This is a genomic window from Paraburkholderia sp. GAS32 (assembly GCF_050434225.1).
GTDB lineage: Bacteria > Pseudomonadota > Gammaproteobacteria > Burkholderiales > Burkholderiaceae > Paraburkholderia > Paraburkholderia madseniana.
On record NZ_JBNPVS010000006.1, the window covers coordinates 215,736 to 235,324 of the forward strand.

The window sequence follows — 19,589 nt, forward strand, 5'->3', positions numbered from 1 at the left end:
GATTTATCCGCCTGCACGTTCTCGGTATCGTTCACCCATCGCCACACGAACTTCAACGGCGCGTCGAACGGCCCAAGCGGTCTTCGCCCTGCTTTCGCAGCTACGCCGAAGTTCATCTTGAACAGGGAAATATCCATGTCTATCACCAAAGAAACGCATGTCTCGGACCGCCCGAAAGCGGTGGTTATCGGAGTCGGGCCGGAGCAAGGTCTCGGCGCGGGCCTGTCTCGCCGATTCGCCGCAGAGGGGCGTCACGTCATCATCGCGGGGCGCACCGAAGCGAAGATCGAACGGGTACGCGAGAGCATTGTCGAGGCGGGCGGCTCCGCGAGCACGGTCGTCATGGACGTGACGAACGAAGCGGATGTGATCCGGTTGTTCGACATCGCGATGCAGGCAGACGAGCGTGGCGGCAGTGCCGACCTCATTGCCTACAACGCAGGTAACAACCAGCCTCTGGATCTGCGAACGATGGAAGCGGACGTCTTCGAATCGTTCTGGCGGCTCAACTGTTTTGGCGGGTTTCTCGTGGGTCGCGAGGCCGCACGGCGCTTTGTGCCCCTCGGCCGAGGGTCGATTCTTTTCAGCGGAGCGACGGGCGCGCTTCGAGGCTTGCCAAACTTCGCCCACTTCGCGTCGAGCAAGGCCGGCTTGCGCATGCTAGCTCAAAGCATGGCGCGCGAATTCGGCCCGCTCGGGTTGCACGTCGCCCATGTCGTGATCGACGGTGGCATCGACGGAGAACGGGTGCATACGCGCTTCGCCGAGCATGTCGAACGGAAGGGCCTCGACGGACTGCTCGATATCGACGCCATCGCCGATGCATTCTGGTCGCTTCACCGCCAGCACCGTTCCGCGTGGACGCACGAACTCGATCTGCGCCCCTTCAAAGAAGCGTTCTAAACGATCACGAACCTCAACACAGTCAATTTCGAAGAGTCAATGATGAAACTTATCGGCCCATGGTTTTCCGGCTATACCCGCCGGGTCGGCATCACACTAAAGCTGCTCGGCATGCCGTTCGAGCATCTGCCCTATCACGCCTATGAGCAGCAGGATCTTATCCGTCCGTACAGCCCGATGGTGAAGGTGCCGGCGCTTGCGCTTGACGACGGCACGATTCTCTACGACAGCACAGGCATCATCGAATATCTGCACGAAGAAGTCGGAGCAGAACGCGCCTTGCTCGCGCCCTCCGGCGTGAATCGGCGCGACGCTTTGCAGTTCATCGGTATCGCATCCGCGATCTACGGAAAGCTCAGCGATATGTATGACGAGTCGATCCGTCCCCCCGAGCATCAGATCGCCACGATCGTCGCATCGCTGCGCGAGCAGGCGTTGGCGGGATTTCAAATGCTCGAATCGAGAGCCAGTAACGGCTGGCTGGTGGGCGATGCGCTGTCTCAAGCCGATGTGATGGTCGTGATTACCTGGCAATCCGCATCATTGGCGTTTATGCCCGATGTCGTTCATCCGGCTGCTTTTCCCAAGCTTGCCCGATTGACCGAGCGCGCGATGGAAATAGACGCGTTCTCCAGTACGCTACCTTTCAAGGGATAGGGATAGGGATAGGGACAGCGCGCGCGGCTTCGGCCGCGCGTGCTATTTCTTTTGCTGCTCCCGTGCTTTGCGGACAGGCGTTGCCGTGTCCGCAAACAGATCGATCACGACCCCGCGCAGCCAGCGATTGCCTTCGTCCTGCTGGACTCGCGTGTGCCAAAGCAGATGGATCGGTGCGGCGGGCAGCGTCATGGGCAGCGCGCGCAGGCTGAGCGAGAAAGGGGTTGCCAGTTGAAGGGCAAGCCGCTCCGGCACCGTGGCGATCAGATCGGTGCGTTGCAGGATGTAGCCCACGCTCATGAAGTGCGGCACCGTCAGTCGCACCTGACGCTGTACGCCGCGCCGTTTCAGCCATTCGTCCACCTGCCCGTGGCCGGTGCCGGCCGCCACGACTACAAGATGCTCAGCCTCGCGCCATGCAGAGAGCGTGAGCGGCGCGTCCTCGAGCGGATGGCCGCGCCTGAACAGGCACACATAGCGCTGATCAAACAGGCGGCGCTGATAGAAACCACCCTTGAGTTGCGGCAGCAAGCCAATGGCCAGATCGACGCGGCCGTCGGCCATCTCGTTGCTGAGATTGACGCTTGTATCGCGCACGGTATTGAGTGCGACGCCCGGCGCGACGCGCGACAGTCGTTCGAGCAGCGCGGGCAGAAAAACAACTTCGCCGATATCGGTCATGCCGATCGTCATGGTGCGCATCGCGCGCAGCGGATCGAAGCCCGTCACCGGATTGAGTGCGGCGTGCAGCGTGGCGAGCGCCTGCGAGACCGGTTCCGCCAGACGCAGCGCGAACGGCGTGGGCACCACGCCGCCCGGCCCGCGCACGAACAAGGGATCGCCAAGCCGGCGACGCAGCTTGGCGAGCGCGTTGCTGACGCCGGGCTGGCTCATGTTCATCTGCTCGGCGACGGTCGCCACGCGCCGTTCCTGCATCAGCCGCTGGAAGAGCAGCAGCAGATTGAGGTCGATTTCGCTCAGTTCCATAACTCACGCATATCCGGGTCTCATTCAATCCAGTGATGAAGCAGATTCATTTCATCTTATTGAGGAATGAAGGTCTAGTGCTGAAAATACTGACACGGCACGCGCATTCGCCATGGCGCCCGGAAATGCGATGGCGGCCCACACCCATAAATCTGGATATCGGAGACACAGTCATGAAGCAGACGGATCTAAAGATTGCGATCGTCGGCGCCGGCGTCGGCGGCCTTACGCTTGCGCTCGCGCTGCGCGAGCACGGAATCGATGCGCAACTCTACGAGCAAACCGAAGAGCTGCGCGAAGTGGGCGCGGCCGTCGCGCTCTCGGCCAACGCGACGCGCTTCTACGAGCGCATGGGACTGCGCGCGGACTTCGAGAAGGTGTGCGCGGAGGTGCCGGGCCTCGTCTATCGCGACGGACGCAGCGGCGAGGTCATCGGTCACCATCGCGGCACGCCCAGTTCTCGCGAGCTGTTCGGCGGCTCGTACTGGGGCATTCATCGTGCCGATCTGCAGGCCGTACTGTCCAGAGCCGTCGGCCTTGAGCGCATCAAGCTCAGCCATCGGCTGGTCGATCTCGTGCAGCACCCGGATCGCGTGAGTCTGGCGTTCGATAACGGTCAGCGCATCGACGCCGACCTCGTAATCGGCGCCGACGGGGCGCGCTCGATCACGCGGCGCTGGATGCTCGGCTATGACGACGCCCTGTATTCGGGCTGCTCGGGCTTTCGCGGCGTGGTGCCGGCCGAACGCATGGATCTGCTGCCCGATCCCGAGACCATCCAGTTCTGGGTCGGACCCGGCGGCCATCTGCTGCACTATCCCATCGGCGACAAAGGCGACCAGAATTTCCTGCTGGTCGAACGTCATCCATCGCCGTGGCCGTTACGCGACTGGGTCATGCCCGCCAGCGAGGGCGAACAACTCCGCCTCTTCAAGGACTGGCACCCGGCCGTCGTGCAGATGATCACAGCTGTGCCAATCAGTCAGCGCTGGGGATTGTTCCACCGTCCCCCGCTCGGCCGCTGGAGCAAAGGCCGCGTGACGCTGATCGGCGATGCCGCGCATGCGCTTGTGCCGCATCACGGCCAGGGCGCCAATCAGTCGATTGAAGATGCGGTGGTGCTGGCCGCTCAATTGGCCGCGGCGGGTCCAGGCAATTGGCGCGAGGCGCAGGAAGCCTACGAGCGCCTGCGCCGGGGCCGCACGCGCAAGGTGCAGTACGCGTCGATCACCACAGCAGACGTGCTGCATTTGCCCGACGGGCCGGCCGCGCAGGCCCGCAACGCCCGCCTCGGCGCGCGCGACAGCGTGCTGAATCACCTGGACTGGATTCACGATTTCGATGCGCTGACGGAAGAACCGAGTGAGCGGCAGGGTGGTACCTGGCTTTGAGCTAGGCCTGCTTTACGGTTGATAGCGCTCGGAGAAGCCGCCCCTCTCGTATCGCATAGGTGAATGCAACTGTGTTGGTAAGAGCGAAGGCACTGTACATTTCAAACGGAAGGCTTCAGCTTCAGAATGGTTAAGAGATGTATTGAGCCCGGAAGCATGTTGGCGCACGGTGGAGTCGCCATTAACAGGCGATAGCGCGCCTATCGATGCGGCGTGACGGCTATCCGACGAACCTCGTATCCCACTTCACTGAGAAAACTCTCATGGATCGTCCGCAGGCAGTTCCAACGCAGCAGGTATTGAATGAACGCGTGATTGTCACCGAGTGGCGATTTGCGCCCGGTGCTGAGACCGGCTGGCATGTTCATGGACATGACTATGTCGTGGTACCGCAAACGGATGGTCAACTTCTCCTCGAGACATCACAAGGCAACCGGGAATCGCAGCTGCGCGCAGGGCACAGTTACGCGGGGTTGAAGGGAGTGGAGCACAACGTCGTCAACGCGACCGACCACGAGGTGGTATTTATCGAGGTGGAGATTCGCTGAGGCGTCTCTTGACGAAAGACACAGACGAATAGCCACTTGTGGTCGAACTCAGCCGGATGACGAGCGGCTCAATCAGGCCAAGTGCTTAACCATGAACACCCGCTTTAAACCTTTCTCCTCGGCCCGGTGCGTCTCCGTATAGCCGATGCGAGAGTAAAGCGCGATATTTTCCGTCATGCTCTCGTGCGTGTAGAGCCTGATGACGCGACAGCCGGCCACTCTGGCCGAGCGTTCAGCGAATTCCAGCAGGCTGCGGCCTAGTCCCGTTCCCTTGGCAGCAGGTGCTACGGCCACGTTGTCCAGTAGCATCGCGTCCTGCTCCGGGATGAGCACAACAATGCCCTGTATGGCGCCTTCCAGCTCGACAACGTAGACTCTGCCCTCGCCGATCAAGACTTCATAGTCGTCCAGCATCGGTCCCGGTGGCCGCCCGATACGAGGGATATAAGGCGAGTAGGCCTGTCTAACGATTTCCTCAATAGCTTGGAGGTCGGCAAGAACGGCGAGGCGGGGATCGGGATGCATTGTCATGTTTCGCAAGTATTCGGCAGAAAGCGTGGTCGTGAATATGGTAGCTCTTTCATAAGGCAACGCTCCGGCTTTGACCAGCAAGCCGCAACGCATCGACAGCCATGCCCTCCCATCGCCAATTAACTTTTACTTATACCCCCACGTTTTTGGCTGATTAGACGCGAACAATTCGGCTACCGACTATCGGATCAATGGCGCGGCCTGCCCTCCGGCTTGCAGCGCGCTAATCCAATGGAGGTCAGAAATGGTAGCCGATGCCCTGGTCTCGGGCGATGCCGAGATTACCCGTTTGCGTAGCACCCTCGCGGACGCCGCGTCCCGATCCAGCCACCAGATCGTCGATCTCGCACGCGCCCTGGTAGCCGTTCCCAGCGCCTACCCGCCCGGCAATACTCACGCGGTCGTCGACCGGATCGAGGCAATGTTCGAAGGCTCCGGCGCGGAAGTCGAGCGATTCGGTACGCTCCCGCATGTCATGAACCTCGTGGTGCGCGTGCGTGGTGCGCGCCCTGGGCGTCGGCTGGTTTTCAACGGCCACCTCGACACCTTCCCGCTCGTGAATGCCCATCAATGGTCGGCCGATCCGAACGGTCAGGAACGCGACGGAAAGCTTTACGGACTGGGCGTGTCAGACATGAAGGGCGGGGTCGCCGCCATCGTGTTCGCCTTGCGTCAGCTCGCCGCTGTGCGCGACTCGTTCGCGGGCGAAGTCGTCGCCACCTTCGCTGGCGATGAAGAAAGCATGGGCACGGAAGGGACAGGCTATCTGTTGAATCATGTGCCGCACGCAGCCGGCGACGCGATGATCAGCGCCGACACCGGCTCGCCCAACGTGCTGCGTTTCGGCGAGAAAGGCATGATCTGGCTGCGTCTCGATGCAAGCGGCAAGTCGGCACACGCGGCCCATGTGCATAAGGGCGATAGCGCAATCGAGAAAATTCTCGACGCTATCCACGAACTCAAATCGGTGCGCGACTACCCGGTGAACGCGCCGGGCGAAGTCCTCGCCGCCATCGCCCGTTCGAGCGAAACATCTGAACTTATCTCCGGCGCGGGAGAGAGCGACGTTCTGCGCCAGGTCACCATCACATTCGGTACGGTCAGCGGTGGACGTCTGTCGAATCTGATCGCGGACCACGCCACCGCTACCGCCGACATCCGCTTGCCGGTCGGCGTTTCAGTCGCGGAGATCGAAAGCCGCATCAAGGAAATCGTTGTGCGCCATCCCGGCGTCTCGCTGGAGATCACGCGACGCTACGAACCGAGTTGGACCGCGCCCGATCACGAGATCATTCAAACACTCAGCCGCCATTGCGCGGCGAAGCTCGGCACACAACCGGTGGTCAACATGCGTGTCGGCGCCTCCGATGCGCGCCTTTACCGGCAGCACGGCGTACCCACCGTGGTCTGCGGCTTGACGTCCTACAACATGGGCTCGTCCGACGAGCACGTGTACGTAGACGAATTGCGCGCGCTCGGTGAAATCTTCGTGCTCACTGCTTTCGACTATCTGAGCGCACCAGCCGGCCTCTAAACCGGCCGCGCCTGTCACGAACTTCATTGCCCTCGTCGTCGGAACGCGCCGCAGATGCAGCGCTGCCCTACGCTCCTCGCATCGGAAAAGGAAATGTCATGTCCACCGATAAAGTTCCAAGTCCTGAGCAACGCAGAAAATTTCGCCGTATCCTGGCCTCCGCGCTGGTGGGCAACATGCTCGAGTTTTTCGACCTGTTCGTCTACGGCTTTCTGGCTGTCATAATCGCCAAAGCTTTCTTCCCGACGGGCGACGCCTACACGTCGATGCTCGCCGCTGCCGCAACCTTCGGCGTCAGCTATTTCATCCGGCCGCTCGGCGCGATGGTTATCGGCGCATACAGCGACAGGCGTGGCCGCAAGGCGGGCATGATGCTCACCATCTGGCTGATGGGCATCGGCACGCTCGTGATCGCCTGCGCCCCCACCTACGCGACATTCGGCGTTGTCGGTACCTTGATCCTCGTGCTCGGCAAAGTCCTGCAGGGCTTCTCCGCGGGTGGCGAATTCGGCTCGACCGTCTCCTTCGTCACGGAGCACGCACCGAAGGGAATGAAGGGGTACTTTGCGAGTTATCAGGTGGTCGGGATTGGCCTCGCCACGGGCCTCGCGAGTATCGTCGGGCTCGGTGCGAACAAGCTGATGACGCCGGACACGCTGGCATCGTGGGGCTGGCGCGTGCCGTTTCTGATCGGCCTCGCGATCGTGCCGTTCGGCTACTGGATTCGCCGGCGTGTCGACGAAACACCCGAATTCAAGGTATCCAGTCACGAACGCAATCCGATCCGCGATACGTTCGCGACGGCCAAAGCACGGATCGCCGCGGCTATCGGCCTGTATTCACTCGCCGCTTCGACGAACTATCTGTTGGGCGTATTCATTCCGCTGTACGCGCAGAAGGTGTTGGGAATGAGCCCTGTCGATTCGATGTGGGGTGCGATTGGCTATTCGGCCGCACAGATCGTATTGCCACCGGTCTTCGGCGCACTGTCAGATCGTATCGGCCGGCTTGCGCTCATCACGACGGGCACGCTGCTTACCATTGTCCTGACGATTCCTGCATTTCACCTGATGGTCGCGTCCCCCACAGTCGGCGTCTATGTTTTCTGCGTCACTGGACTGACATCGTGCGTGATGGTGTTCCAGGGTGCGATGCCCGCGTTCGTCGCGGAGCTGTTCCCGGTTAGCACGCGTACCACCAGCATCGCGGTTGTCCATAACCTGACTTTCGCCGTGTTCGGCGGTTTATCGTTGATGATCTGCACGTGGATTGCAAACGAGACCGGTAGCAAGTTCGTGCCTGCGTATTACGTCATGGTCACTGCCGTCATCGCGCTAGTCTGCATTCTCTACTTTCGCAAGCGGACCTCCCCTGCTTCTACTCGTGAGAACGTGCTGAAAAACGCCTGACGGCCCAGGTTCTCCGCGTTCCATTTTTTGATTCGCCGGATCGCACGCCCGTCGAGCTTTAGAATCTGTTGAATCCGACGAAGGCCGACATCCGGCGGGCATCCAATGAGACTCAGGCACATCGAAGTAGTGAACGCGATCCGCGTGACCGGAACGCTCAAGGCCGCGGCCGCGCTCCTGTCGCTCACCCAGCCGGCGATCACGCAAACGCTGCAGAGCGCCGAGCGCCAGTTGGGCTATCCGCTGTTCGAACGGGTGCGCGGCAAGCTCATTCCGACCCGGGAGGCGCAAACGCTGTTCCCCGAGATCATGCGGCTCGATGAGCAGTTGCAGGCGGTTCAACGGCTCGCCGAAAACCTGCGCGGCGGGACGGACGGATCGTCGATCCGCATTCTGGCCGCCCCAGCCATGGCGCAGACTGTCGTGGTGGACGCAGCACTCGCATTCAAGGCCTTGCATCCAGGCGTCAAGCTGTCCATTCGCGCGGATTACTCGGCAACCGCAGTCGCCAACATCGCGCTGATGGAAGCCGATATCGGCCTGCTGTATCACAGCGTGTCGCATCCTGCCATCAAGGAGATCGAACTGGCGTCGAGCCGGCTCGTTTGCGTGGGTCACCCGGACGTCCTCGACAAGGCGCCTTTCATGGAGATCAGTGCGCTCGAAGGCCGCGAGATCATTGGACCTGATCCGGCCGATCCACTCGGGCGGCTATTGGCGAAACGACTCGAAGAACTCTCGGTCACAGTCCGCTCAAGCATCACCGCGCAGTCGTATCACTCCCTCGTGTCGCTCGCCGCGCGGTCGAAAGTCGTGACCATCGTCGACGAGATCGCGGCACTTTCCGCACGCGCTCAAGGGCTGAATGTCGTGCCGCTTGCACCGGAAATCGCGATTCCGGTCGTTGCGAGCGTGGCCATTAACGGCGAGCGGTCTGCGCTGGTCGAACAGTTTATGCAAGTGTGCAGGAATACGTTTCGCGCACTCGGATGAAAACGTACGCTGAATGCGGGCGTTCAGATCCCCAGTCACGGAGAATACCGCGCATCGAAGAAGGCCTACTGCACCGTCTCCGGCGTCTGCAGCAGTAGCAAAACTTCGTTATTGACATATCAGTCCAGAATACATATCCTCGAGCCATGGTTAGACCTAGAGAGTTCGATCGCGACGAGGCACTGGATCACGCAACACGCGTGTTCTGGGCGAAAGGCTACGCCTCGACTTCAACCGAAGACCTGCTCGCGGCCATGAATATCGGGCGCCAGAGTCTCTACAACGCGTTCGGTGACAAACGAAAGCTCTACCTTGAAGCGCTGGAGCGATATCAACGGGAAAGCAATGCGGGTCACCTGGAGCGCCTGAAAAGCAGCGCATCGCCACTAGCCGGTATTGAGGCGCTTCTGCTTGGCCTCATTGCCGAAGATGACGGCATACGTGCACTCGGGTGCATGGGTGTCAACGCGGTCAGTGAATTCGGGTCTGCGGATCCGGAGCTTGTGATGCTACGGAGCAAAGTAGGTCCAAGGCTTTTCAGATGCCTGGTCGAACGCATACGTGAGGGACAGGCATGCGGAGAAGTCGACCCCACCATCGAGGCCCGCGAAGCCGCCGCCTTTTTGCAGATGACAATGCAAGGTATTCAGCTCGCCGCCCGTGCAGGTAGCGATGCCAGGAGTCTGCGCGCACAGGCCAGATTTGCAATCAACCGTTTCAGACCGCGCTAGGCAGTGAAAGCCTGACGTGGTTGCTGTTCGCCCAATTATGGACTGATCTGTCAACAACGGAGATGCTAGTGAACGAGAACTACGGACTTACCGGAAAGGTTGCCATTGTCTTTGGCGGCTCGCGCGGTATTGGCGCGGCTGCAGCGAGACGTCTGGCAAGAGAGGGCGCCGATGTAGCGATCACCTACGTTTCGGCGCCGGAGCGAGCGGAGGAAACGGTTGGGGCAATTGAGGCTACCGGACAGTCTGGCCTTGCAATCAAGGCTGACAGCGCGGATCCGGCAGCGATCAAGGCAGCTGTCGCGCAGACCGTGGATCACTTCGGAAAACTGGATATTGCGGTTGTCAACGCCGGCATCTTGAAGCTTGGTGACATTGCGACGGTGAGCGTGGAAGATCTTGACCGCATGCTGGATATCAACGTGCGTGGTGTCTTTCTTGCCATCCAGGCCGCTGCTGCGCGTCTCTCTGACGGCGGCCGGATCATTACGATCGGCAGCAACACAGCGGTGCGTAGCGGACATCCGGGCTCGAGCGTTTACTCAATGACGAAGGCCGCGGTTGCCGTCATGGTTAAAGGTATTGCCGTTGACCTGGCCAGCCGGGGCATCACAGTCAACAACATTCAACCCGGGCCAACTGTAACGGACATGACGGCCGATCATATCGAGGCGATCAAGCCGCTCATTCCGCTTAAGCGCGCCGGCGATCCGGATGAGATTGCCGGTCTGGTTGCCTACCTCGCCCGCAAGGAGTCGGGTTACATGACCGGCTCCAGCCTCACCATCGACGGTGGTATGGCGCTATAACCGTCTGGCGCCCTGTTCTATTTCGTTGCCCGATTTTCCGCCTGAGCGACCAGCGCCGACAAGACTTCAGGAAAATCGGAAGAAACGTCAGCGCAAATGTCGTGCGCATTCTCCCCGACTACGTTGATCTTGTAGGTGATGCGATTGCCCCCACCAGGTAGCGGTTCGATTTCATGGACCACGCGAACCACAACGTCGCCAAGCATCGTTTCGTCTGTGAACAGATGCTGCCCATCGACTTCGACGAGTTGCGACTTGATGATCTCCTGGTCAGGAAGCGTCATGGTTAGCCATGAGCCCACAGCGAAAGGACCATCAATGGAACAGGCGTGGACACCCGTATTCCAATTCTTCCAACCGGAAACGGCCTCGAAGAACTCCCAGATCACTCCTGCCGATGCGGTGGTCTCCTGGCTATAGGAGGCAGTGGCGTGCGTACTGTCGGTCATGTGAGATCCTCTAGTAAGAGCACAGATAATATGCGAGCTTGCTAAAGGATATCAACAGGAGAAGTCGGCGCATCCTGCCGGATCAGTTCCCGGCGCTTCAGCTCGGCCCAGAACGCCGGTGGAATTTCAGCCCGGAAGGTTTGCAGGTTGTCTTCCAGTTGTGCAACCGTACGCACGCCGGGGATGTTGGTCGGGATCGCGGGATGGGCGAGAACGAATTGCAGCGCCGCCGCTTTGAGCGGTACCGAGTATTCCTGACATACCTGCTCGATCTTGCGCACGCGTTCAAGAATGGGCTCCGGCGCGGGCGAATAGTTGTATTTCGCGCCTGGCACCGCACCCGTCGCGAGAATGCCGCTGTTGTAGCCGCCACCGAGAATGACCGACACCTGCTGCTCTTCGCACAGCGGCAGGAAACCGTCCAGCGCGTCCTGCTCGAGCAGCGTGTAGCGACCGGCCAGCAGCAGGCAGTCGAAATCCTGCCGGCGAATGGCTTCGTGTGCGACCTGCCATTCGTTGACGCCGAGCCCCACCGCTTTCACGATCCCTTCGTCACGGAGTTTCAGCAGTGCTTTCGCCGCACCAGCCATCGCCGCCTCGAACATCTCGGGCTGACGCTCGCCGTGCGTAAAGACGTCGATGTCGTGAATCAGCGCAATATCGATGTGCTCCAGCGCCAGACGCTGCAGACTGTCTTCGATGGAACGCATCGTGCCGTCGTAGCTGTAGTCGAAAACGGTTTCGAAAGGCAACCCGTCGACCCATGGTTCAAAGTTGATCTCGGCGCGTTTGCGCGGCTTCAGCAGACGCCCCACCTTGGTGGACAGCACAAACTGGTCGCGCGGATACCAGCGCAGCCCTTGCCCGCAGCGCGCTTCGCTCAACCCGTGCCCGTACATCGGCGCGGTGTCGAAGTAGCGCACGCCCGCGTCCCACGCTGCCTTGATCAAGGCAGCCGAATCCTCTTCACTGATCGGCCTGAAGATGTTGCCGATCGGCGCGGCGCCGAAACCCATCACGGTCGTCTCGAGCCCTGAACGCGGCCATTTACGTTTTGCTACCGGATTCATTTTTATCTCCTTTGTCGATGGGAGTGAAGCCATTCGTTCCAGACTGACTGACACGCAACGCCCGTCTACTTGATCTTCGCTGCAGCCGCAAGCTTGCGCACCCCCTCTTTCGGGTCCTCGTTCGAGTTCATGAAATTCGTGACGACGTCGGTAATCGCGCCAGCAGTAACCGGCGACTGAAGATTGCCGAAGGCCAACGAAGGCAGGAACGCGCCAGATTTAATCGTGGCCTGCTCGTCGGCGAATGATTTCCTGGCGCAGCTATCGAACTTGTCCATGGGAACGTCCAGCCGAACAGGAATTGAACCCTTGTAGAGACTGAACTGCTGCTGGAAATCGACGGACATGATCGTCTTGGCAAGCGCAAGCTGCCCGGGCGACGCCTGCTTCTTACCGTTCTGCTGAAAGAACGCGAACGAATCCACGGTGTACGTGTAGGCATTCGACGTCCCCGGCGCGGCCGCGCAAATATAGTCGGCGTCTGGCTTCTTGTTCGCATTGGCGAATTCGCCCTTCGCCCAGTCGCCCATGAACTGCATGCCGCCCGAGCCGGAAATGACCATTGCCGTCGCGAGATTCCAGTCACGGCCGTGGTAGCCCTTATCGAAGTAACTCCGGATCTTCTGGACGACCTCGAACACCTGCACCATCTGCGGCGAAGTCAGCGTTTTCTGGTCAAGGTCAACAAGGGCTTTCCGGTAGAAATCCGGACCTTGGGAAAGCACGGCCGTCTCCCAGATGGTCATGTCTTGCCAGGGCTGGCCACCATGCGCGACAGGTGTGATGCCCGCTGCACGAAATTTGTCGGCGAGCGCGAAGAATTCCGGCCACGTAGTGGGCGCCGTGCCCCCGACTTTTTCGAGGTCGGCTTTGTTGATCCACAACCAATTGATTCGGTGTACCGAGAACGGCGCAGCCACATAGTGACCGCCTGCCTTCATGGAGCTATCTATCTGCGACGGCGAATGCGCTTTCCAATCGGTAGCGGACTGATCGACATTGACCAACATGTCCTGATCGGCCCAATCCTGAATCAGAGGCCCCTTGATCTGCGCGGCCGATGGTGCGTTGCCCGAGATGACCTGGGTCTTCAGCGCCGTCATGGCCGCCGCGCCCGCGCCTCCCGCTATGGCGAAGTCCTTCCACTCATAGCCCTGTTTGGTCATATCGTCCTTCAGCACCCGGATCGCTTTCGATTCGCCACCAGAGGTCCACCAGTGCAGTACCGAAAGCTGTTCGGCGGCCAAACCAGCATGAGTTCCAGCCATGAGCAGCGTAATACCCGTCGCAACCGACGTGAGTGATCGTTTCATTGCAGTCTCCGAAGTTTTCGTTATTTGATCGAGCGGCGCGTTCGAGGCCAGGTCGAACGCGCATGCGTGCCCGTTTTCATACGTGTCAAACGTCTTTACCGATCTACAGGTCAAACCCAAGTTGCGCCTTGCCGAGCGGTGTCAGATCGTCGGCAGTGGCGCGTCCGCTGAAATCCACTTCGAAATGGTCAGCAGGAAAATCGGGCGGGCTTTCACCCTTGAGGAAGCTCGACAACTGGCGCTTCAGATAAGCGTCGTTTTTGGCGCACGCGGGCGCCGAGGCGATGTACATCACGTTGCTGTAACCCGCACCCCTGTGCTCGTCCTCGACTGCATGGATGACATCGCTGTGCCAAAACACAGTGTCACCCGCTTCCATTTTGGGAATCGACGACAGTGCCTCGAACAATGGCGCATGAAATTCCGGCTTGATCGACAGCGCCCGTCCGGGCATTGCACCGCACAGGTCGTCCTCTGCGACATCGTCCTGAAGCGCGCGTAGCAGGATGTACACCATCGAATTGGCGATGGGCACGAGTTGCAGCGTGCCGTCGCCCGGGCCTTGCGGCGTCAAGGCAGTCCAGCCCTGGAACGTACGAAACATCGAACATACGGCCGGCGATGCGATTTCCTGCACGTCAGGTCGGAAAGCCGCGTCGAACGCGTCGTAGTCGCGCCAGTTCCCGGCAAACACGTGGCGGTACACCTTCCGAAAATTGCTTTCGATCCAGCGCTCGACCGACCCGCCGTCGCAATGCGCCGACAGGCCAAGCGACGCAGAGCCTGGCGGCCGACGACGCAGACGATCGGCATAGACAGGCACGCGCTCCGGATCGAAGTGCACCTGGCCGCCGCTCTCATTGCGCCACAGCCGGTTCAGGAACACACGTGCCTCGGTCAGCGACGCCGACTGACGGGCCAGCACTTGCGGCTTCGACCAGTACACCCCATAGATCTGCGGTTTGCTGGACGCGAGCTGGCCAAAGTATTTGTCTTCAGCGCGGTTTTCCAGGTGCTTGTCGAGATTATTGCGCTCGACATAGTTGGCAATATCCTCGTCCCAGCTCTGCACCAGCGCACGGGGGAAGACATTACGGATCACGCATGCGCCACGCGCCTTGACGACCGCGATCTGGTCCGCAGCGACGCGTTGTTCGGTGATGTCGGAAAACTGAATCTCGGGGATGACGTCTTCTCCACGATCCCGCTGTGTAGCAATTCGCTTCGCCTCGCTGCTGATCGCCTCTTCGACTTCGGCAAAGACCTGCCGGTAGTTCGGCAACGCCGCGCGCAGCTCCTTTTTCGCTTGCCGGATTGCGCTCGGCAAATCGTCGATTTTCAACGCCATGACTGTCTCCGTAGGGATTTGATATGCCCCGAGGATATGACGCGCATGCGTGGCTTGGTGATACTATTCAGGCAATCTTTTTGCGTATTCGGCCATGAAACCAGCCTATGAGCATGTCGACTTCGGTGGGGACTGTTCGGTGCGGGTTTACCATCGGCGGCTCCCGCGCATTCCGTTCGAGTGGCATCACCATCCGGAGTACGAGTTAACGCTGACGATGAACAGTCATGGCAAGCGCTACATCGGCGACTCTGTCAACGAATACGAGGCTGAGGATCTGGTCCTCGTGCCGCCGGATCTTCCGCACACCTGGGCGTCGAATCGTTCAGTCGATCCATCCTCGCCACAGGTCGCCATCGTCATCTGGTTCGACGGCGATTGGGCGCGGCGTATGGCGGATTGTTGCCCCGAATACGAGCCGCTGCGCAAGCTGTTACGCAGGGCCGCGTGTGGGCTGGCCTTCGAGCCGCCTGCCGGCAAATGGATGCGCGAGCGCCTGGAACCATTGCTATCGAGCGTGGCGCGCGACCGCCTTGGCGCCGCCCTCGACATTATGTGCACGCTTGCCGACGCGCCGGGCCAGCCGCTCGCCTCGCCGAGTGCTTTCAACGAGGCGACCACCGGCCCGTCTGGCCACGAGCCCGAACGGATCAACCGGGTCCTTTCGATGATTGACGCGCACTTTGCCGAACCGTTGCGACTGTCAGAGCTCTGCGCCGCCGCCAGCCTGTCGGAACGCTCGCTCACGCGTTATTTTGTTCAGCATATTGGTGAGAGCGTCGGCCGGTATATCACCCGGGTTCGCATTGGTCACGCGTGCCGAATGCTGGTTGACACCTCCCTGCCGGTAGCCGTCATCGCTGCTCGTTCGGGCTTCGCGAACGTCGCCAATTTCAATCGACAGTTCAGGGCCGCAAAGCAAACGACGCCGGCCGAATATCGACGGCAATTCGCGGCTGCGGGTTCTCCGGATAAGGACGCAGCCGCTCGCTTGACCGAACGGTCTCCGTCACTTCAAAAGAAGCGCAAATTAGCGGGCGAGCGAAACGACGAAGAGATTGCTGGCCAGTACCGCGCCTGATCCCGGCAGATAGCAATCTGCGCCCCGTTTCCGCCCTTCGATGTCGTTCGGCGAGCAACATCGCGAACGTTACCCCGCACCGAACACTGTGTTAACTTTTATCAAATAAGCCACTGTCTGGGGAAACTTCGTCAACGACATCGCAGTATTCCCGTTTAGGAAGGATCGGCGAATCACCCGCCGTGCATCGTCACTGCGGCGACAGGCCAAGTGCATTCATGGAATTCTATTTTGGAGTACGGTATGAAATATCCTCTCTTGGCAACGTTGATCGCGAGCTTGGGAATTGGCCTATCCGGCGTGGCCAATGCCGTCAACGTAGACGTCAATATCGGCATGCCTGCCCCTGTAGTGGTCGCCCAGGCACCGGTTGTCATTGGCTGGTATGGGGACAGATATTACGACGGTCATCGCTACTGGGAGCGCCAGGAATGGGAAGACCATCACCACCACCATGGTGATCATGACCACTGCCCTCCGGGACACGCTAAAAAGGGCGAGTGCTAACTGCATCGCATCGCAACCGAACTGCTGACGTCGCGCGAACGGCTGCAGCAGTTGTCCGCACATCTGGCTGAACAAACCACCCAAATCGTGCGCAATGTGGCCAGTCGCCTTCGGCCGGCCGCACTGAATTTCGGCCTCGCCTCCGCGCTGGAATGGCTCGCGGGGGATTTCACCCGCCACACTCACATTCCTTGTCACTTCAATGTCACGGGCAGCCGGGCGCTCCTCCGGCTGCTATCGCAGGATATTTGTTCGCCCTATTAAAACATCGTATGCGATTAAATCTTTTGCGATTGACATCCATCGGCGCTTCCCCCATCATGCATCGCATGCGATTACATCGCATGCGATTTAAAGCAGCTTGACACCCTTATCCACAAAGGAATCCATCATGACCAAGATCGACCAAGTCCTTCACTCTGGCAACAGCCACGCCACGATCAATCGAGACCCCAATGTCCAGCGCGGTGAGCTCGGCGTCCTCGACCTCAAACTGTCAGCGCCCGATGGTGAAAGCCGCGAGTTCGTCGCCACCGAGCTGCACCCGAGAGCAGAACAGTTGTTTTCGGGCGCTTGGTCGGCCTGTTACATCAGCGCGTTCGAGATTGCGGCCTCGCTGAAGAAGGTCACGCTGCCGTCCGACTATTCCGTGGACATCCAGGTCAGCATTGGGTCGGTCGGTGCCGGTCATTGCCTCGGCGCCCAGTTCACCATCCGCGCGCCGGGTCTGGCGACGGAAGTCGTCGAGACAATCGCGCACCTGGCCCATCAGATCTGCCCGTACTCGAAGGCTGTACACGGCAACATCGAGGTCGGCCTGAATGTCGTCACCGCGTGATCGGATCAGGCATACGCACCTCGCTAATCTTCGCCCATTATTAATCGCATGCGATTATATCGCATACACTTTAAATACGCATAACACCCCTTACTCACGAAGGAATGCATCATGGAAAAGATCGAAAAAGTCCTCGCCTCAGGCAACAGCCACGCCACGGTCAATCGCGACCCCAATCTCCAGCGCGGCGAGTTTGGCGTCTTCGACCTCAAGCTGACAGCGCCTGGCCTTGAAAACCTCGAGTTCATCGCCACCGAGCCGCACCCGAGAGCCGAACAGTTGTTTGCGGGTGCATGGTCGGCCTGTTACACCACCGTGTTCGGGATTGCGGCCCAGTTGAAGAAGGTCACGCTGCCGTCCGACTATTCCGTGGACATCCAGATAAACATTGGGCAAACCGGTGCCGCGTGGTTCCTCGGCGCCGAGTTCACCATTCGCGTGCCGGGTCTGGAAACGGAAGTCGTCGAGGCGATCGCGCGCCTCGCCCATCAGATCTGCCCGTACTCGAAGTCCGTGCACGGCAACATCGAGATCGGCATGAACATCGTCACGGCGTAATCCGCCCAGGCACGTGCATCTCGTTGACGCACGTGCCTTTCACCGAACATCTTTTTTAGGGAATTCCCATCATGAAGACCAAGCTCATCGTTGCACTGCTCATCGCCTTTTCGGCGTCCGCCGCCGCACCCGCGTTCGCCAGCGGCTATGGACCGGCCCCGTTCTACAAGCCCTCGGTTGGCGCACCGGCGTCGCAAAGCGGTCAGAGCGTGCGAACCGTCGCTGCCGAACGCGACGACGTCACTGGCTCGCAAGAGGCATATGGCGGAGTAGTCGCCGGACTCTCCCAGGCGGGCAGCCATGCCGCCGTGACGCCGCGCGGCAACCTGTTCGCACATCACTAGATCGTGCATTCCTCTGTCGCTGGGCCGTCGCGCATCGTCGTTGCTCCTGCGCGGCGGCCACAGCGGCAGGGAGGGCGCCGCCGCAAGACCTCTACGATGCGAAAGAGCTGGGCCCGGTGAAATTGACCACCGGCTGCACGCTGTACGGCAGCGGTCCAACTTTCACTACATTGCGATATAATCGCATGCGATATATGTCACTTCGTACGTCTTGTGAAACATCAGGCTCTACTAGCCAAAGAGGATACAGATGAAATCCACAGATCAACTGGCACCCGCAAATCCCATGCTCTCCGACTATCTGTGCTTTGCGATCTACTCCGCGAACCTGGCGTTCGGCAAGGCATACAAGCCGATACTCGAGGAGCTTGGGCTCACTTACACGCAATACATCACGATCATTGCGCTGTGGGAGACAGACAATCAGACCGTCAGCGGACTGGGCGAGAAGCTGTTTCTCGAATCCAACACGCTTACGCCGATCCTGAAGAAGCTTGAGGTGATGGGTTATCTGGAAAGGCAGCGCGACCCCGAAGACGAGCGTCAGGTGCGGATCTGCCTGACGAAAAGCGGTCGACGCTTGCGCGAAAAAGCCCTGAAAATGGACCTCGTCGAGGCGACGGGCCTCGCGCCCGACGAGTTCGCGAAGATGCAAAAGGCGATCGTGACGTTGCGGAGCAATCTTATCAAGTCAGTCCAGGACGGCGAATGAGCGCTTGGCGGTCGTAATGCCGCTATCCTATTCGGGCCTTCACGCATCGTAGGCCAGGGGGCGATAGTGTCAGTCTCGCGCAATCACAGCCATTTCAAAGCCGACTGCCCGAGAACGAGTAGTTCGTCAAACTGGGTTATCAGTTCAAAACACAAAACAAACAGCAACGCATAAGAGGGCCCGGGAAATCTGTGCATCCATCGCAGGATCGGCACTGCAAAACGTGTTCTAACGGCGTCCCGAGTCATTATCCAGGTCATGATCATTCCGATTGCCGCCCCCGCGAGTATGTCGGTCGGATAGTGCCAGCCGAGATAAACGCGCGGCAGGCATATGAAGACCGCGGTGTACAGAAGTGCGAACACGCCGACGCCGCGCCAGACGAGAAAAATCCCAGTCGCGACCGCCATCCACAGCATCGCGTGGTCACTCGGAAAGGAACTCCACGTTGGCAGCACGGCCACTCCCGGACCACCTGATGGAAAATGCAAGTGCAGCTCGGGGTTATAGATAGGCCGTATCCGGAATGGTAAATAATGGCCAAAAAGCCTGAAAATTGTGAGCGCAAGAAGGCAGCTCGCGATCGTTGCGACGACCATTTCACGCTCCCATCCACCACGCTGAGTGGGTTTGAACCATATCCACCACAATAAGGGTATGAGCACGAACCCCTTGAATGTATATAGGCCCGCGATGACTCTTATCGCGTGGTTCAAGATGGTGGAACTCAAAGCAACGTGCGTCAGGAAAGTTTGGATTGCTGTGTCGAAAACGTCCATTCGGCAACTTCTCCCGATCTTTACTTATAAGAAAATGTTTAATTAGCGGAAGCCGGCGTGGACTTCTTGGAAATCTGGAACGCGTTAAGTGTGCCAC

At 59.7% G+C, this 19,589-nt stretch carries 22 protein-coding genes; 15 read left to right on the plus strand and 7 right to left on the minus strand.

Annotation, left to right across the window (positions count from 1 at the left end; translation table 11 throughout):
* Positions 1–135: 135 nt before the first annotated feature.
* Both P3T25_RS10170 and P3T25_RS10175 read left to right on the plus strand, forming a co-directional pair.
* Complete coding sequence (locus P3T25_RS10170) at positions 136–903, plus strand: SDR family NAD(P)-dependent oxidoreductase (protein ID WP_154560240.1); 768 nt, start codon at positions 136–138, stop codon at positions 901–903.
* A 39-nt stretch (positions 904–942) separates the two neighbouring features.
* On the plus strand, positions 943–1,560 hold the full coding sequence (locus P3T25_RS10175; RefSeq protein WP_233468822.1) for a glutathione S-transferase family protein: 618 nt from the start codon (positions 943–945) through the stop codon (positions 1,558–1,560).
* Positions 1,561–1,602: 42 nt separating this feature from the next.
* Here P3T25_RS10175 and P3T25_RS10180 read toward each other — a convergent pair whose 3' ends face one another.
* Positions 1,603–2,547 (minus strand): LysR family transcriptional regulator, encoded by a 945-nt coding sequence (locus tag P3T25_RS10180; RefSeq protein ID WP_171926504.1) that lies wholly within the window; start codon positions 2,545–2,547, stop codon positions 1,603–1,605.
* Positions 2,548–2,720: 173 nt separating this feature from the next.
* Here P3T25_RS10180 and P3T25_RS10185 point away from each other — a divergent pair, with 173 nt between their 5' ends.
* Entirely contained in the window at positions 2,721–3,938 is a 1,218-nt protein-coding gene (locus P3T25_RS10185; protein WP_266238738.1) for an FAD-dependent monooxygenase, read from the plus strand.
* 263 nt (positions 3,939–4,201) lie between these two features.
* Positions 4,202–4,486, plus strand: coding sequence for a cupin domain-containing protein (locus P3T25_RS10190; RefSeq protein ID WP_171926506.1), 285 nt, complete (start codon positions 4,202–4,204; stop codon positions 4,484–4,486).
* A 72-nt stretch (positions 4,487–4,558) separates the two neighbouring features.
* Here the strand turns inward: P3T25_RS10190 and P3T25_RS10195 are convergent, their stop codons facing one another.
* Entirely contained in the window at positions 4,559–5,098 is a 540-nt protein-coding gene (locus P3T25_RS10195; RefSeq protein WP_266238737.1) for a GNAT family N-acetyltransferase, read from the minus strand.
* Positions 5,099–5,261: 163 nt separating this feature from the next.
* Between P3T25_RS10195 and P3T25_RS10200 the strand changes: the two genes are divergently transcribed.
* From P3T25_RS10200 to P3T25_RS10220, 5 genes are all read left to right on the plus strand, one after another.
* Positions 5,262–6,551, plus strand: coding sequence for a M20/M25/M40 family metallo-hydrolase (locus tag P3T25_RS10200; protein ID WP_171926507.1), 1,290 nt, complete (start codon positions 5,262–5,264; stop codon positions 6,549–6,551).
* Between the two features lie 98 nt (positions 6,552–6,649).
* A complete protein-coding gene (locus tag P3T25_RS10205) occupies positions 6,650–7,960 on the plus strand; it encodes an MFS transporter (RefSeq protein ID WP_266238736.1) in 1,311 nt (436 codons plus the stop codon).
* Between the two features lie 105 nt (positions 7,961–8,065).
* Positions 8,066–8,953 (plus strand): LysR family transcriptional regulator, encoded by an 888-nt coding sequence (locus P3T25_RS10210; protein WP_171926509.1) that lies wholly within the window; start codon positions 8,066–8,068, stop codon positions 8,951–8,953.
* Positions 8,954–9,099: 146 nt separating this feature from the next.
* A complete protein-coding gene (locus P3T25_RS10215) occupies positions 9,100–9,684 on the plus strand; it encodes a TetR/AcrR family transcriptional regulator (protein WP_154560233.1) in 585 nt (194 codons plus the stop codon).
* Between the two features lie 62 nt (positions 9,685–9,746).
* Positions 9,747–10,493, plus strand: coding sequence for an SDR family oxidoreductase (locus P3T25_RS10220; protein ID WP_154560232.1), 747 nt, complete (start codon positions 9,747–9,749; stop codon positions 10,491–10,493).
* 17 nt (positions 10,494–10,510) lie between these two features.
* Here P3T25_RS10220 and P3T25_RS10225 read toward each other — a convergent pair whose 3' ends face one another.
* The 4 genes from P3T25_RS10225 to P3T25_RS10240 form a co-directional block, all read right to left on the minus strand.
* Positions 10,511–10,942: an SRPBCC family protein gene (locus P3T25_RS10225; RefSeq protein WP_154560231.1), complete on the minus strand. Its 432-nt coding sequence runs from the start codon at positions 10,940–10,942 to the stop codon at positions 10,511–10,513.
* Positions 10,943–10,983: 41 nt separating this feature from the next.
* Complete coding sequence (locus P3T25_RS10230; protein WP_171926510.1) at positions 10,984–12,012, minus strand: aldo/keto reductase; 1,029 nt, start codon at positions 12,010–12,012, stop codon at positions 10,984–10,986.
* Between the two features lie 65 nt (positions 12,013–12,077).
* Positions 12,078–13,325, minus strand: coding sequence for an ABC transporter substrate-binding protein (locus P3T25_RS10235; protein ID WP_154560229.1), 1,248 nt, complete (start codon positions 13,323–13,325; stop codon positions 12,078–12,080).
* 103 nt (positions 13,326–13,428) lie between these two features.
* Entirely contained in the window at positions 13,429–14,673 is a 1,245-nt protein-coding gene (locus P3T25_RS10240; RefSeq protein ID WP_266238735.1) for a DUF1479 domain-containing protein, read from the minus strand.
* A 94-nt stretch (positions 14,674–14,767) separates the two neighbouring features.
* On the opposite strand from P3T25_RS10240, the gene P3T25_RS10245 reads away from it, so the two are divergent.
* The 6 genes from P3T25_RS10245 (at position 14,768) to P3T25_RS10270 (ending at position 18,713) form a co-directional block, all read left to right on the plus strand.
* Positions 14,768–15,754, plus strand: a complete 987-nt coding sequence (locus tag P3T25_RS10245) for a helix-turn-helix domain-containing protein (RefSeq protein ID WP_266238734.1) — start codon at positions 14,768–14,770, stop codon at positions 15,752–15,754.
* Between the two features lie 243 nt (positions 15,755–15,997).
* Positions 15,998–16,261 (plus strand): hypothetical protein, encoded by a 264-nt coding sequence (locus tag P3T25_RS10250; RefSeq protein WP_429358033.1) that lies wholly within the window; start codon positions 15,998–16,000, stop codon positions 16,259–16,261.
* A 391-nt stretch (positions 16,262–16,652) separates the two neighbouring features.
* On the plus strand, positions 16,653–17,099 hold the full coding sequence (locus P3T25_RS10255) for an Ohr family peroxiredoxin (protein ID WP_154560225.1): 447 nt from the start codon (positions 16,653–16,655) through the stop codon (positions 17,097–17,099).
* A 111-nt stretch (positions 17,100–17,210) separates the two neighbouring features.
* Positions 17,211–17,657: an OsmC family protein gene (locus tag P3T25_RS10260; protein ID WP_154560224.1), complete on the plus strand. Its 447-nt coding sequence runs from the start codon at positions 17,211–17,213 to the stop codon at positions 17,655–17,657.
* Positions 17,658–17,728: 71 nt separating this feature from the next.
* Entirely contained in the window at positions 17,729–18,001 is a 273-nt protein-coding gene (locus tag P3T25_RS10265) for a hypothetical protein (RefSeq protein ID WP_266238732.1), read from the plus strand.
* Between the two features lie 250 nt (positions 18,002–18,251).
* Positions 18,252–18,713, plus strand: coding sequence for a MarR family winged helix-turn-helix transcriptional regulator (locus P3T25_RS10270; protein WP_154560222.1), 462 nt, complete (start codon positions 18,252–18,254; stop codon positions 18,711–18,713).
* A gap of 83 nt (positions 18,714–18,796) precedes the next feature.
* Here P3T25_RS10270 and P3T25_RS10275 read toward each other — a convergent pair whose 3' ends face one another.
* Entirely contained in the window at positions 18,797–19,492 is a 696-nt protein-coding gene (locus P3T25_RS10275; protein WP_154560221.1) for a phosphatase PAP2 family protein, read from the minus strand.
* Positions 19,493–19,589 lie beyond the last annotated feature (97 nt).